The sequence below is a fragment of the Stenotrophomonas sp. RIT309 genome (assembly GCF_000632045.1).
Classification (GTDB): domain Bacteria; phylum Pseudomonadota; class Gammaproteobacteria; order Xanthomonadales; family Xanthomonadaceae; genus Stenotrophomonas; species Stenotrophomonas indicatrix.
The window spans coordinates 40,018-54,522 of sequence record NZ_JFYS01000007.1; the positions used below are offsets into that span (position 1 = coordinate 40,018).

Here is a 14,505-nt window from a genome sequence, read left to right on the forward strand (position 1 = left end):
ACCAAAAGCGCCCTGCCCCGGCCTCGGGCCGCCCCTGCTCCGGTAGCCGCCAACCTTGGTTGGCGCCCACCGTGTCGACCAAGGTCGACACCTACCCGGCTCCCAGGAACACCTGCCGCAGTCGATCAACCTCAATCCACCGCCCTGGTAGCCGCCAACCTTGGTTGGCGCTCTACCGCGCCGGGCATGGGGAGGCATCCACGCATGGTCTGGATCTACTGTGTCGACCAAGGTCGACACCTACCGGGCTCCCAGGAACGCCTGCCGCAGCCGGTCAACCTCGATCCACCGCCCTGGTAGCCGCCAACCTTGGTTGGCGCTCTACCGCGCCGGGCATGGGGAGGCATCCACGCATGGTCTGGATCTACTGTGTCGACCAAGGTCGACACCTACCGGGCTCGGGGGTCGACGCCTACGGGGCTCCGGGGGGCGACACCTACCCGTTTCCCGGGAATGCCTGCCGCAGCTCATCCACCAGCACCCGCTGGTTCTCCGAATAGTCCACCGGCACCGACACCAGATGCACGCCGCCCGCGGTGAACGCTGCTTCCAGGGTCGGAATGAACTGCTCGATCGCCGTCACCTCGTGCCCTTGGCAGCCATAGGCCTCGGCGTATTTGACGAAATCCGGATTGCCGAAGGTCATGCCGTAGTCGGCGAAACCATCCACCGCCTGCTTCCAGCGGATCATTCCGTAGGCGCCGTCGTTGAGGATCAGCACTACCAGGTTCAGGCCCAGCCGCCGCGCGGTCTCCAGCTCCTGGCTGTTCATCATGAAACCGCCATCGCCACACACCGCCAGCACGCGTCGCTGCGGATACAGGATCGAGGCCATGATCGCTGACGGCAGCCCTGCGCCCATCGTTGCCAATGCGTTGTCCAGCAGCAGCGTATTGGCCACCTGGGTACGGTAGTTGCGCGCGAACCAGATCTTGTACATGCCATTGTCCAGCGCCACGATGCCGTCCGGCGGCATCACCTGGCGCACGTCATGCACCAGCCGCTGCGGCGTGAAACCGGCCTCTTCGGCGCGATCGGCGATGTGCTCCAGGATTGTCGCGCGCAGCGGCAGCAGTGCAGCGGCGTTGTCCACCCTGCCCTCGATGCGGTCGGCCAGCAGGGTCAGCGAGCGGCCGATATCGCCGATCACCTCCACCTGCGGGAAGTACACCTGCTCCACCGCGGCCTGCGAGTAGCCGATGTGGATGACCGTGCGGCCACCCGGGCGCATCACGAAGGGCGGCTTCTCCGTCACCTCGTGGCCAATGGTCACGATCACGTCGGCCTGATCGATGGCCATGTGCACGTAGTCGCGCTCGCTCAGTGCCGCCGTGCCCATGTACAGGCCCGAGCCACCGGCCACCGCGCCCTTGCCCATCTGCGTGGTGACGAACGGGATGCCGGCGCGCAGCACGAAGGCCGACAGCGCTTCGCTGGACTGCGGTCGCGACGCCGCCGACGCGATCACCAGCAGCGGCCGCTTGGCCTCGCGGATGATCTGCGCCGCACGGTCCAGCGCCTCGGGACTGGCGATCGGCCGATCCACCGGGTGTGGCGGGATCAGTGCAACGTCCTCGACCTCCATCGCCGCGATGTCCTCGGGCAGTTCCAGCAGCACCGGCCCGGGGCGCTCCTCCAACGCCGTGCGGAAGGCCTCGCGGACGATGGTGGGGATGGTGCGCGCCGAAACGATCTGCCGCGCCGACTTGGTCAGCGGCTTCATCGTGCTGACGATATCCACGATCTGGAAGCGCGCCTGCTTGCTGGCCACGATGCCCTTCTGCCCGGTGATCATGATCACCGGCCACGCGCCGAGCAGTGCATACGCGGCACCGGTGGTGAAGTTCAGTGCACCCGGGCCGAGCGTGGCCAGGCACACGCCGGGCTTGCCGGTCAGGCGGCCGTAGGTGGCGGCCATGAACACGGCAGCCTGTTCGTGGCGGGTGATGACCAGCTCGATGCTGGAGTGGCGAAGCGACTCGACGACATCGAGGTTCTCTTCACCGGGAATGCCAAAAATGCGCTCGACGCCCTCGTTTTCGAGTGCGGCGACGAGCAGATCGGAACCCTTGGACATGGAATGACGTCCTTCTCGCAGTGCGTGATGATGGAACGTTGCAGGGATGCTGACAGGAACGGTGGATGGCCCGCGTCAACGGCGGTCGAACCACACCGTCTGCGCGTTGACGAACTCGCGGATGCCGAAGTGCGACAGCTCGCGGCCGAAGCCGCTCTTCTTCACTCCGCCGATCGGCACGCGTGGATCGGAGGCAGAGAAACCGTTGACGAACACGCCACCGGTCTGCAGCCGGCGCGCCAGCTGCATCGCGCGGGCGTGGTCGCCGGTCCACAGATTGCCGCTCAGGCCGAACTCGCTCTGGTTGGCCAGTTCCACCGCATGGTCGGCGTCGCGCGCGCGGCTGATCGACGCCACCGGCCCGAAGGTCTCGGTGTCGAAGGCCTGCATGCCCGGCTCGACGCCCGCCAGCACGGTGGGTGCATAGAAACTGCCGGGGCGATCGAGCTGCTTGCCGCCCACGAGCAACTGCGCACCGGCCTCGACCGACGCACGCACCTGTGCATCAAGCTGTTCAAGCAGGTCCTGCCGGGCCATCGGTCCGATCCGGTTGCCGGCCTCACGGCCATCGCCCACGGTCAGCGCCTGCACGCGCTCGCAGAACAACGACACGAAACGCTCATACACGGCGTCTTCGACGATGATGCGCTTGCCGGCAATGCACACCTGCCCGGTGTTCTGGAAGCGCGAGGCCACCGCGGCATCGACCGCTGCCTCCAGGTCGGCGTCGGCCAGCACGATGAATGGATCCGAGCCACCCAGCTCCAGCACCACCTTCTTCAGCGCCTGCCCGGCCTGCGCGGCGATGCTGCGCCCCGCGGCGACGCTGCCGGTCAGGGTCACGGCCGCGATGCGGTCATCGGCGATGGCGGCACTGGTTCCCTCGCGGCTGATGTTGGCGGCGATGAAGGTGCCGTCCGGCAAGCCCGCATCGCGCCACGCAGCGGCGAGCAGCCCCGCGGTGCCGACGATGTTTTCGGCCGGCTTCAGCAGGAAGCCGTTGCCGCCCATGAGGATCGGCACGGCCGCGCGCATCACCTGCCAATACGGGAAATTCCACGGCATGATGCCCAGCACAACGCCCAGCGGCAGGTAGGAGACATAGGCCTTGTTGTCGGCCACCGCGGTCGGCTCATCGCGCAGGAACGCCGCACCGTTGTCGGCGTACCAGTCACACAGCACCGCGCACTTCTCGATCTCGGCCAGCGACTCGGCGTGGACCTTGCCCATTTCGGCAGTGGCCATCGCAGCGAGGGGTTCGCGGTCGCGACGCAGCACAGCGGCCATCGCACGCAGCACGCTGGCGCGTTGTTCCAGTGACTGCGCGCTCCAGGCTGCAAAACCGGCCTGGCCGCGGTCGAGGATGGCTTCCAGCTCGGCGTCGGTGGCGAAGGGGTGGCTGGCGATCTGCTGGCCGGTGGCCGGATCGCGGGAAATGGCAGCGGGGGCTGCGGGGGAAGCGGACATGCAGGTCTCCTGTTGTCTCGACAACGGGCGGCTGCCCGTTTCCTGACAACGAATGTGGACCCGATCGATGGCAGCAACAAGGCGTCTGCGTATCCTGTGACCTGTACTTACCTGCCTGAATGGGGTTGATCGGCAGGGCTGCGCCCGGGTACGCGCCATCGCATGCGCGCTGCCGCTCCCACGCTTCGCTACGCGAACCGCGGGCCCCACTTACCAGCCCCCATACCCCCGCCGCTTCGCGGCCGCCCCCTGACTCAGGGGGCTCTTCCCCAGACCCAACCCGGCGCCTCCAGTAGATCCACGCCATGCGTGGATGAATTTCCATCGAGATCGACTATCTCGAATTGAAACCGAAAAGCATCCACGCATGGCGTGGATCTAACGTGTCGACCAAGGTCGACACCTACCAACAGCAGCGGAGATCTGTCAGAGGTGGGGCGGTGTCGGAGTGCGGGGTGTCCGCGGCATGGATGCCGCGGCCAAGCCCCCATGGATGGGTTCACGGCGTCCCCGCACTCCGACACCGCCCCGCCACCCCACGGAAAGCCCGCTGTTGCTGTTGCTGTTGCTGTTGAGATTGCCGGCCAGCGGCCGACACTACAGCAGGTGCAGGGCTGCAAGCCCTGCCGACCAACCTACCTTCGCGGCAGGTAGGTCACCAGTGACAGGTCATGCCGGCTCTCCGGCACCAGCGCTACGTACTGCAGGTCCAGCAGCCCGCGCGTGGGATGGTTCAGCTTTTTCGCACCTTCGTCGAAACGACGCACATCGTGCTCGGGCCACCACTGGCGGAACTGCTCGCTGTGCGCACCGATGTCCTCGGCCAGTGCCAGGAACGGCGCCTTGTCCGGCGCCTGCGCCATCGCCGCGCGGAAGCTGGCCAGCAGCCCGCGGGTCATTTCTTCCCAGTTGAGGATCAGCGTGCGGTACGGCGGATACAGGAACATCAGCCGCAGCGTGTTGCGTTCGTGCGGCGCCAGCTGACCGTAATCAACAAACAGATCGGCGATGGCAGGATTCCAGGCCAGGATGTCGAATCGGGTATTGCGCACGTAGGCCGGGATCGGCTGCATCGCCTCCACCAGCTGGCGCAGGCCGTCGGTTACCGTCTCATCGGGCGATTCCAGCGGCACGCCATAGCCGGACAGCGCGAACGCGTAGGCGCGCTCGTCGTCGCTCAATCGCAGTACCTGCGCCAGGCGCTCCAGCACCTCAGGCGAGGCGCGCACTTCGCGGCCCTGCTCGATCCAGGTGTACCAGCTGACACTGACCCCGATCGCCAGCGCGACTTCCTCGCGCTTCAGGCCCGGCGTGCGTCGGCGGCCGGCTGGCAGCCCCAGCGTTGCGGGGTCGACCCGCGCACGGCAGGCCTTGAGAAAGCCTCCCAGTTCCTTGCGTTCGGCTTCACTGCGCATCATCGCCCTGCCCTGCAGGTTTCAACGGCGTTGCGGGACGCCGAAGACGTCCCGCAACGCAGGGCCCGGGCAGCGGACGGTACCGCTGTCGCCGGGCACGCATCAGGCATCGATGCGCTTGGAGCCGACCGCCAGGCCGGCCTTCAGGCTGGCCTCGACGAACTCGTCCAGGTCACCGTCGAGCACCTTCTGCGTATCCGAACGCTCGATGCCGGTGCGCAGGTCCTTGATACGGCTCTGGTCGAGCACGTAGTTGCGGATCTGGCTGCCCCAGCCGATATCGGACTTGGTGGCTTCCACCGCATCACGCTCGGCGTTGCGCTTCTGGATCTCCAGCTCGTACAGCTTGGCGGCCAGCATCTTCATCGCGTTGTCGCGGTTCTGGTGCTGGCTACGGCCGGTCTGGCAAGCCACGACCGTGTTGGTCGGGATGTGGGTGATACGCACCGCCGACTCGGTCTTGTTGACGTGCTGACCACCGGCACCGGACGAGCGGTACACGTCGGTACGCAGATCGGCCGGGTTGATGTCGATTTCGATGTTGTTGTCCACTTCCGGCGACACGAACACCGAGGTGAAGCTGGTATGGCGGCGGTTGTCCGAGTCGAACGGCGACTTGCGCACCAGGCGGTGCACGCCGGTCTCGGTCTTCAGCCAGCCATAGGCGTAGTCGCCTTCCACGCGCAGCGTGGCCGACTTGATGCCCGCGACGTCGCCACCGGACACTTCCATCAGCTCGGTCTTCCAGCCACGCGATTCACACCAGCGCAGGTACATGCGCAGCAGGATCTCGGCCCAGTCCTGGGCTTCGGTACCACCGGCACCGGCCTGGATGTCGACGAACGCCGGAGCGTTGTCCATCTGCCCGGAGAACATGCGCTGGAACTCCAGCTTCTCCACGTGCGCCTGGTGCTTGTCCAGGTCGGCCACCACGGCCAGCGCGGTGTCCTCGTCCTGCTCGGACTCGGCCAGCTCCAGCAGTTCGGTGGCGTCGCTCAGGCCTTCCAGCACCGCGGCGATGCCGCCCACGGTCTTTTCCAAGGTCGAGCGCTCGCGCCCCAGGTTCTGGGCGTACTCGGCGTTGTTCCAGACGTCGGGGCTTTCCAGCTCCCGCGTTACTTCCTCAAGACGCTCTTTCTTGGCGTCGTAGTCAAAGATACCCCCGGAGCGACAACACGCGATCGGTCAGATCGGCGATGCGCTGGCGGACAGGATTCAGTTCGATCATGTCGGCGGTTATGCATTCAAAAGATGACTGCAAATGATACCGCAGGCCGGGGTGAACCGGCGCAGAAGCCGGTCCCGCCCCGACACGCCCCTACCCGCCCAGGGCCTGGCGCAGCAGCGGCAGCTGCCGCCGGCTGCAGGGTACCTTGGCCCCATCGGCCATGTGCAGCAAGGCCTCGCCCCCATCCAGCGGCTCGATCGAGCGCAGCTGATCACGGTTGACCAGCCAGCTGCGGTGGCTGCGCAGGAACAGGACCGGGTCCAGCCGCGCCTCCAGCACTGCCATGGTGATCCGCAGCGGGTAGTCATGCCCGCGCACCCGCAGGTTCACATAGTTGCCGGCGGCCTGGGCGTACTCGACGTCGGCCGTGGCCACCAGGAACTCCTTGCCCAGCTTGCGCACAAGGAAATGGTCGGGGCGATCGACCGGTTCGACCGGCGGGCCCTCATCGGGGGCGGCAAGCAGGGTCGCTTCACCCTGGCGGCGGCGGCCGAACCAGGCCAGGGCATGGACTGCCGAGACCAGCAGCGCATAGGTCTGGATGTCCTTGAAGAACTCGTAGAACCATTGCGCCGGCCAGTCCCCAAAGGTGTAGTGGCTGCCAAGCACGGCGTGGGCGGCCTTGCGCAGCAGGACCATCACACTCACATGCAGCAGCCACCACGCAACCGCGCCCAGCAGATACGGCGCCAAGCGTTGTCGCCAGGTATCGGCGTGCAGCGGCCAGCGCGACGCGGCGCGGATCAGCACCGCCAACAGCAGCAGCGACACCAGCGCACTGCTGAACTCGTCAATCGTGGCCGCCATCCATTGGGAGGGCAGCCCATCGCGCGCCGCCATCATGGCCTTGGCCAGCACATTGGCCGCCGCCGTCCCCAGGAACAGTACGACCCAGAACACGGCTGCCTGCCGCCCTTGCCTGCCGTTGCCCATCGATTCGCCACGCACGTCCGGATCCTGCTGGTTGTACTCATCCATCACTGGATTATCGCCAACCGCAGCCCCGCTGACGTACGCCATTCGTCCCCCCGCCCCGCCATTGGGCCCTGCAGGGCATCCAACCGCCCCTTGCTGCTGGCGACAGCCCACGAGGACTTCCACTCTGTGAGGACGCCAACACGGATACCGCCATGACCCGCCGCCACGACCTCGACACCCTGCGTATCGGTGCCTTCGGGCTGTTGATCCTCTACCACGTGGCCATGGCCTACGTGGCCGGATGGGACTTCCACCTCAAGAGCGTCCACACCGCGGAGTGGCTGCAATGGCCGATGATCGCGCTGAATCGTTGGCGCATGCCGCTGCTGTTTGCCATCTCCGGCATCGCGCTGGGCCTGTGCCTGCCCGCGCAGGGCCGTTGGCGGTTCGCGTTGCGGCGCGGCGGGCGGCTGTTGTTGCCGCTGTTGTTCGGCATCGTCGCGGTCGTTTCGCTGCAGGCCTACTGTGAAGCGGTGGACAAGGGCGACGTCACGCCAGGGCTCGGCGCATTCCTGTGGCGCTACTGGCAATTCCGGCCGTGGCCGGGAGCCAGCTTCACCGGTGCCGCCTATGGCTTCACCTGGAACCACCTGTGGTACCTGGCCTATCTGATCCCTTACACGCTGCTGGCGATCGTGTTGGCCAGCGTAGTGCGGCCGCTGCGCCACCGCCTGCCGGGCCTGCCTGCAGGCGACCGCTGGGTGGCCACGCTGGGCCTGCTGCTGCCGGTGCTGTGGCTGGCGTGGGCACTGCTGGTGATCCTGCCCACCCACCCGCCAACCCATGCGCTGGTCGATGACCTGTACGTCCACGCCGAATCGCTGCCCCTGTTCCTCGGCGGCTTCCTCGCCGCGCGCTGGCAGCGCGGCTGGGATCTGCTGGTGCGCGGCCGGCGGTTGACCCTGGCGCTGGCCGTTGTCGGGCTGACTGTCGAACTGGGCATCCGCGCGTTGGGGCGGATGCCCGACCTCGGCGATCTGCCGCAGTGGGTGCTGGCGCTGCCGTGGGCGCAGGCCGAGCACGTTGGCCGAGCGCTGTACACCTGGTGTTCCCTGCTGGCCCTCTTCGGATGGGCGCAGGTCCTGCTGGCGCGGCCATGGCGTGGCCTGGGCTACTGCCGCGAGGCGGTGTTCAGCTGGTACATCCTGCACCAGACCGTGCTGATCATGCTGTTGTACTGGTTGAGGCCCTTGCAGCTGGGCGCATGGCTGGAGCCGGCGCTGGTGATTGTCGGCACCGTCGCCGGCTGCCTGCTGATCCACGAACTGCTGGTGCGCCGTGTGCGCTGGCTGCGGCCGCTGTTCGGGTTGCGTGCCGATCGCAACGGCGCAGTGAGCATCACGCAGGATCACAGCGCCGGCCGCCGGGCATGGCCCGGCGCTACCGCACCTCGAACTCGCCAACCAGCACCGTCTCGGCACGATCCTTCAGCCGCATCGTGATCATCTGGTCCTTCTGCTTCGGCGTGCCCCAATGGGTAGTCAGGCGCAGCATCAGCGTCGTGGCACCGGTTACCAGCTGCTGGCGGCTGCCGAAGTAGTTCGCCTCCACCTTGTACTTGCCCGGCTTGGCGTTGCGCAGCGAGAACTGTTCCGGACCATAGCCACCGGTGAAGTCCTGCGACATCTGCCCACCCTGGTAGGTCAGGCGGTTGCCGTAGTACGCACGCTCGCCGTTCGGGTCGGTGACCCACAGGTCCATGTCGCTGTTGTCGGCATCCCAGGCCAGCACCACGCGCAGGTCCAGCGGCATCGCCTGCAGCAGGCGCGGGTCGATGCCGGTGGTATCCAGGCGCGGCGTGCTGCCGGCCACCAGGTTGGTCAGTTCATCCAGGGCGATCAGCGCAATGCCGTCGAAACGACCATCCCACGGCCGCACGACCACCTGGTACAGCGGCGCCAGCGCCTGCTGCGGCTTGCCCGCTGCGGCCAGCGCCAGGCCCAGATCACGGAAACTCTGCGGTTCTTCCTGCCCCATCGCCAGCACCTGCTCGAACACCGGCACCGCCAGTGCGGGTGCATCGGCCTGCAGCAGGCGATAGCCGAGAACGCGCAGCAGATGGCGGTTGTCCAGCTCCATCTCGGCCAGGTTGGACAGCACGCGCAGGGCAAGGTCGCGCTGCCCCTGTTCGATCAGCAGATCGGCCACGTCGAGGAAGAACGCACTGCTGTTGGCGTTCGCAGCGCGCTCGGCCAGATAGCGGTCGTACAGCTGCGACGACGGCCCCTGGCGCAGGCGGCGGGCAACCGGCGAATCCGATTGCCAGGCGGCCAACCGGATTCCCAGCTGACCGTCATTGGCGGCGGCCGGTGCATTGGACGCCGTGGGTTCGATGGCAACGGCATCCATCGCGGCCTCCAGGCCCGCAGGTGCCTGCCGCGGCGGCGATCGACGGGCGCGCGCGCTGCTGGACTCCGCCCGCTGCTCGGCGGCAACGGCCATCGGCGCTGGCGCGGGAGGAGGCGCGGCGAGCATCGCCACCGGGGCAGCCGCGTACGCGTCCTGACCGACCACTTCCAGCGCCTTCGCCTGCACGCGCATGCCCTTCGGCCAACGGCGGCTCCACCATTGCTGGCGCTGCTGCCACTGCGTCACCACCTTGTCCAGGCGCTGACGGTCGGCGGCATCGCGATCTGCAACCTGGCGTGCGAAGCGCTGGTCGTACTGGGCGCGCAAGGCACCTGCGGGGCGGATCGCGTAGCGCAGGTAGTCGTCCAGCGTTTCCAGCACGATCAGTGAAGTGTCCGGGCCCACCAGGCTGAACTGCTGCGACAGGCGCTGCATCGCCTCGCGATTGCCGCGCCGATCGGTCGACAACTGCTGCAGGCGTGCCTGTGCCCACAGGCCGGCCAGCAGATCGCCATCGGCGCTGGTGGAGCTCTCCGGCAGTGCCTGCCATTGCCCACCGGCAATGCGCACCCGCATCGGCACACCTTCGGCCGCCAACCGCGCATGCAACCACAGCCAGCCCTGGGCCTGGCTGCGGCGGTCGACCACCACGTCCTGCACACCACGGCCGGCATCGATCTGGATATCCAGCGGCATCGACAGCAGCTCCCGCGCAGCGGCATCGATATCGCTGCCGAGCGCCACGAAACTGCCGGCATGCGCCTCGCTCCAACCGCGCAGGCGGGTGGCATCGGTGCGTGCGCCGGCACTGCTGACCGCAAACAGGCGCTGATCGGCGGCCAACGCCGGCAGTGCTTCCGGCCCATAGGTCAGCAGGCCGTCGCTGACCATCAGGTACTCCTTCACCGAGGGCTGCGGCTGCCACTGCGCCAGCGCGCTGGCGCCATCCGGCTGCACCGCCATCAACGCGCGCCGCAGTTCACTCCAGTCACCCCTGCGGATACGGAAACGACGCACAGGCTCGGCGCGATCACGCAGCACGGTCAGCGCGACGTTGCCCTCGCCCATCGCAGCAAAGTAGCGATCCAGCAGCGCGAACTCGCGGGTGCGGTCGCGCTGGCCTGCGGAACCCGAACCGTCCCACAGCAGCCCCACCTCCGACGGCACACGGCGCGGCGCGGTCGACGTCGGCACCGGCAGCTGCGCCAACAGGTAGTGACCGTCCTGCCAGCGTGCAACCTGCACCTGTGCCTTGCGCTCGGCCAGCAGCGTCCATTGCAGCTGGGCCGGCAACTGCGCGCCACGTCCTTGCCAGTGCAGGCGGCCATCGGCGATGCGGAACGGCGCGCTTCCTGCCTCAGCCCCCTTCGGTGCCCGCACGTCCAGTTCGACGGCTGCGGCGCCGGCGACGAACTGCAGCGGCAGTGTCCAACGCCAGCCCTGCCCGGCATATGCCAGCGGCTCGCGTACGACCAACTGCACGCGGCGGCTGCCGCCGGCCGGCAGCGGATACACGCGCAGCCGGAACTGGTTGCCGGCGGTCTGCTCCAGCAGGCCCGGGTCGACACCACGGCGGGCGATCTCCTCGAACACTTGACGACCGCGGTCCTTGGGCACCGGTACTGCCTCGCGCAACTCGCCGTTGATGTCCAGGGCGAACCCGGTGATCTGCTGGCCCTCGGCCAGCGGGAACTGCAGCTCGCCTTCCAGCACGCGCTGGTTGGGGTTATGGAACTCCAGGGTGATACGGGTCTGGGCGATACCGGCCTGGACCTCGCCTTCGATGCCGGCATGTCGCAGCTGCACGGGCTGCTCGGCGGCGGGCGCGATCAGGAGCGGAGTGGTTGCCTGCGGTCGAGCAATTCGGGGCGCCTGAGCGCCGACAGGCCAGGCCGCAAGGGCCAGCAACAACACAGCGCAGCAACGGGCGAAGACCATGACAGGACTCCAGTGGGATCGTGACTGCTTGAACGCACCAACCGGGTGGACGGGGTTAACGTGATTCCATGCTGGTTCTTCGCTGCCCCTGGGCGCACCATGTGCGACTTCCCGATCCCGTGCAAGGATGCCCATGCGTTCTCCCCTGCTTCCCACCCTGCTGGCCCTGTGCTGGCCGTTGGCCGCCGGCGCCGTCGATGCGCCTGCAGGCCTCTATTTCCAGCATCACGACTGGGTCGTGGCCTGCGACAACACGCGCACGTGCCGCGCGGCCGGCTACGCCAGTGGCGATGACAGCACCCTGAGCGTGCTGCTGACCCGGGCGGGCGGCCCCAATCAGGCCATCAGCGGTCGGATGTCGTTGCAGCCGATCGATGACCAGCCGCAGCCCAAGGGCGCGCTGCACCTGCGCATCCAGCAGCGTGACCTCGGTGTGCTGGCGCCGGCCACGGAGCCGGGTGTCCATGTGCTCAGCGCGGCACAGACCAGCGCAGTGCTGTCCGCGCTGGTGCGCGATGGTGGCATCGCGGTTGTCGATGGCGCCGGCCACACGTGGCCGCTGTCGGACAAGGGCGCAGCGGCTGTGCTGTTGAAGACCGACGAGTTCCAGGGCCGCGTGGGCACGCCGGGCGCGGTGATGCGCAAGGGGGCCGCTGCCGAAAGCAGCGTGCCTGCCGCCGTTGCCAAACCCGTGGTGCGCAAGGCAGCGACGCTGTCGACGCCACCGGACGACCCGGCGTTTTCCAAGCTGGCCGCCTCGCCGGCGCTGCGTGCGGCGCTGCGCGCCACTCTGGTAGAACCCAGCTGCGAAGGCCTGCTCGACACCGACCCGGATCTTCCGATCAGCAATTCACCACTGCAGATCCAGCGCCTGGACGCCAAGCATCTGCTGGTCAACGTCCCCTGCTGGCGCGCGGCCTACAACAGCGGTGATGGCTACTGGGTCATCGGTGAGAAAGCGCCCTACCAGCCGCAATGGGTGACCAGCGACGCGATCGACTACGGCGACGGGCAGATCGTCGCCTCGCACAAGGGCCGCGGTCTGGCCGACTGTGTGTCGGATGAAACGTGGTCCTGGGATGGCACCCGCTTCGTCGCGACCTCGGCGATCAGTGGCGGCCTGTGTCGCGGCGTTCCCGGGGGTACCTGGGAACTGCCGACGCGGGTGACCGACGTACGCTGACCCTTCCGAAGCGGTAGCGCCGGGCCATGCCCGGCATGGACTACGCCGGCAGGCAGTGCTCGACGATCAGCTGGATGGCGGCGCCGCCACGATAGTCATCGCAGGCGAGCCGGTAGGCGAGATGCACGTGGCGACCGGGCGCATTGCCGTGCCAGCCGCCGAAATGGATCGCGTTGATCGTGCCGGGTACGCCGGGCAGGCGCAGTTCCAGCTTCAGATGCCGTTCCTTCAGCACGCGCCAGTTGGCCACTTCGAAGTGGCCATCGAACAGCGGCTCGGGAAAGCCCTGCCCCCATGGACCCGCCAAACGCAGCGCATCGGCATGGCGATGATCGAGTTCGTCCGCGGCCAGTTCGCCGTCGCTGAGCACCTGCTGCTGCAGTGCAGCCGGGTCGAGCATTTCCAGCACGGTGGCGACGAACGCGGCTTCGAAGGCAGCCAGATGATCCAGGCGCATGCTCAACCCGGCGGCCATCGCGTGACCGCCGAAGCGCTCGATCAAGCCGGGATGGCGCGCATCGACCAGCGCCAGCGCATCACGGATATGCAGGCCGGCGATCGAACGCGCCGAGCCGCGCAGGGTGTCGGCGCCCGGCTCGGCCGGCGCGAACGCGATCACCGGCCGATGCAGGCGATCCTTCATCTTTGAAGCAACCAGGCCAACCACGCCGGGGTGCCAATCAGCATCGAACAGGCAGGCCGCCACCGGGCGCTGCCCTGCGGTATCGAGCACCACCCGCGACAGCGCGTGTTCGGCGTCATCGGTCATCGACTGCTGGACCGCACGCCGCTCGGCGTTGATCTGTTCCAGCGTCTGCGCGATGTCGCGGGCCTGCCGCGGATCTTCGGTGAGCAGCAGGGCGATACCCAATGCCATGTCTTCCAACCGACCGGCCGCGTTCAAGCGCGGGCCAAGCCCGAAGCCGATGTCGGTGGCGGTCAGGCGCGCGGCGTCGCGGCCGCTGGCCTCGATCAATGCCTTCAGGCCGACGCAGCCCTGGCCATTGCGCAGCCGGCGCAATCCCGCGCTGACCAGGGCGCGATTGTTGGCATCGAGCACCACCAGGTCGGCCACTGTGCCCACCGCCACCAGGTCCAGCAGCGTGGTCAGGTCCGGCCCTTTGCCATCGGCAAATACCCCCGCTTCGCGCATCTGCCGGCGCAGCGCCATCAGCACGTAGAAGATCACGCCGACACCGGCCAGCGCCTTGCTGGGGAAGGCGTCGCCGTCGAGGTTGGGGTCGACGATGACATCGGCCGGTGGCAGCTGTGGACCGGGCAGATGGTGATCGGTCACCAGCACCTGCCAGCCACGCGCCTTGGCCGCGGTCACGCCGGCATGGCAGGCAATGCCGTGATCGACGGTGACCAGCAGATCCGGCTGCAGCGCAGCCAGCTCGTCCACCAGAGACGGCGACAGACCATAGCCGTGCACCATGCGGTTGGGCACTGCGTGGAAGACATGTTGCGCGCCGAGCATGCGCAGCCCACGCACACCGACCGCGCAGGCGGTGGCGCCGTCGCAGTCGAAATCACCAACTACCAGGATGCGCTTGTCGGCGGCGATGGCTTGCACCAGCAGGTCCACCGCCGCGTCGATGCCGGTCAGCAGTTCCGGCGCATGCAGGTTGCCGAGCTTGGGCAGGGCCAGCTCCGGCGTGTGCGCACCACGTGCGGCATACAGGCGGGCCAGCAGGGGCAGCGTGCCCTCCGGCCAGCTACCGGGCGCGACTGCATCGCGACGGCGGATCATCGGCGTATCGGAAGACGGCAGCGCAGCATCGGCGGCAAGGGACATCGGCATCGCCGGGTTGCGGAAGACCCGCGCATGATACCCCGCTCGGCTCGCCAGGCTCTTCCGGGCTTGGCG

At 67.8% G+C, this 14,505-nt stretch carries 9 protein-coding genes; 2 read left to right on the plus strand and 7 right to left on the minus strand.

Going from position 1 to position 14,505, the window contains the following annotated elements:
- Positions 1-436: 436 nt before the first annotated feature.
- The 5 genes from BW38_RS14990 to BW38_RS14970 all read right to left on the minus strand — a co-directional run bounded on the left by BW38_RS14990 (position 437) and on the right by BW38_RS14970 (position 7,120).
- Positions 437-2,077 carry an acetolactate synthase large subunit gene (locus BW38_RS14990; protein WP_025878943.1) on the minus strand — a complete coding sequence of 547 codons (1,641 nt, stop codon included), beginning with the start codon at positions 2,075-2,077 and terminating at the stop codon, positions 437-439.
- 75 nt (positions 2,078-2,152) lie between these two features.
- The gene (locus BW38_RS14985) at positions 2,153-3,544 is read right to left on the minus strand and encodes an NAD-dependent succinate-semialdehyde dehydrogenase (RefSeq protein WP_032975477.1); all 1,392 of its coding nucleotides are present in this window, start codon (positions 3,542-3,544) and stop codon (positions 2,153-2,155) included.
- A gap of 635 nt (positions 3,545-4,179) precedes the next feature.
- Positions 4,180-4,962, minus strand: coding sequence for a helix-turn-helix transcriptional regulator (locus BW38_RS14980; RefSeq protein WP_025874707.1), 783 nt, complete (start codon positions 4,960-4,962; stop codon positions 4,180-4,182).
- Positions 4,963-5,061: 99 nt separating this feature from the next.
- Positions 5,062-6,187 (minus strand): peptide chain release factor 2 gene (gene prfB, locus BW38_RS14975; protein WP_099783880.1). Its coding sequence is split into 2 segments (ribosomal slippage): positions 5,062-6,111 and positions 6,113-6,187, totalling 1,125 coding nucleotides; the frame shifts between segments, so codons are not numbered across the junction.
- A 90-nt stretch (positions 6,188-6,277) separates the two neighbouring features.
- Positions 6,278-7,120 carry a LytTR family DNA-binding domain-containing protein gene (locus tag BW38_RS14970; RefSeq protein WP_081794546.1) on the minus strand — a complete coding sequence of 281 codons (843 nt, stop codon included), beginning with the start codon at positions 7,118-7,120 and terminating at the stop codon, positions 6,278-6,280.
- Between the two features lie 197 nt (positions 7,121-7,317).
- Here BW38_RS14970 and BW38_RS14965 point away from each other — a divergent pair, with 197 nt between their 5' ends.
- Positions 7,318-8,607 carry an acyltransferase family protein gene (locus BW38_RS14965; RefSeq protein ID WP_235189911.1) on the plus strand — a complete coding sequence of 430 codons (1,290 nt, stop codon included), beginning with the start codon at positions 7,318-7,320 and terminating at the stop codon, positions 8,605-8,607.
- On the opposite strand, the gene BW38_RS14960 is transcribed toward BW38_RS14965, so the two are convergent.
- Positions 8,546-11,452 carry a VIT domain-containing protein gene (locus tag BW38_RS14960; RefSeq protein ID WP_032975480.1) on the minus strand — a complete coding sequence of 969 codons (2,907 nt, stop codon included), beginning with the start codon at positions 11,450-11,452 and terminating at the stop codon, positions 8,546-8,548. The genes BW38_RS14965 and BW38_RS14960 overlap by 62 nt on opposite strands.
- A 133-nt stretch (positions 11,453-11,585) precedes the next feature.
- Here BW38_RS14960 and BW38_RS14955 point away from each other — a divergent pair, with 133 nt between their 5' ends.
- Complete coding sequence (locus BW38_RS14955; protein WP_032975481.1) at positions 11,586-12,635, plus strand: DUF1176 domain-containing protein; 1,050 nt, start codon at positions 11,586-11,588, stop codon at positions 12,633-12,635.
- Positions 12,636-12,675: 40 nt separating this feature from the next.
- Here the strand turns inward: BW38_RS14955 and recJ are convergent, their stop codons facing one another.
- Entirely contained in the window at positions 12,676-14,433 is a 1,758-nt protein-coding gene (gene recJ, locus BW38_RS14950) for a single-stranded-DNA-specific exonuclease RecJ (RefSeq protein WP_032975538.1), read from the minus strand.
- Positions 14,434-14,505: the final 72 nt, after the last annotated feature.

Bases quoted from the DNA above. Each gene is read 5' to 3' on its own strand.
- BW38_RS14990 (WP_025878943.1), bottom strand. From the start codon at position 2,077: ATGTCCAAGGGTTCCGATCTGCTCGTCGCCGCACTCGAAAACGAGGGC.
- BW38_RS14985 (WP_032975477.1), bottom strand. From the start codon at position 3,544: ATGTCCGCTTCCCCCGCAGCCCCCGCTGCCATTTCCCGCGATCCGGCC.
- BW38_RS14980 (WP_025874707.1), bottom strand. From the start codon at position 4,962: ATGATGCGCAGTGAAGCCGAACGCAAGGAACTGGGAGGCTTTCTCAAG.
- BW38_RS14970 (WP_081794546.1), bottom strand. From the start codon at position 7,120: ATGGGCAACGGCAGGCAAGGGCGGCAGGCAGCCGTGTTCTGGGTCGTA.
- BW38_RS14965 (WP_235189911.1), top strand. From the start codon at position 7,318: ATGACCCGCCGCCACGACCTCGACACCCTGCGTATCGGTGCCTTCGGG.
- BW38_RS14960 (WP_032975480.1), bottom strand. From the start codon at position 11,452: ATGGTCTTCGCCCGTTGCTGCGCTGTGTTGTTGCTGGCCCTTGCGGCC.
- BW38_RS14955 (WP_032975481.1), top strand. From the start codon at position 11,586: ATGCGTTCTCCCCTGCTTCCCACCCTGCTGGCCCTGTGCTGGCCGTTG.
- recJ (WP_032975538.1), bottom strand. From the start codon at position 14,433: ATGTCCCTTGCCGCCGATGCTGCGCTGCCGTCTTCCGATACGCCGATG.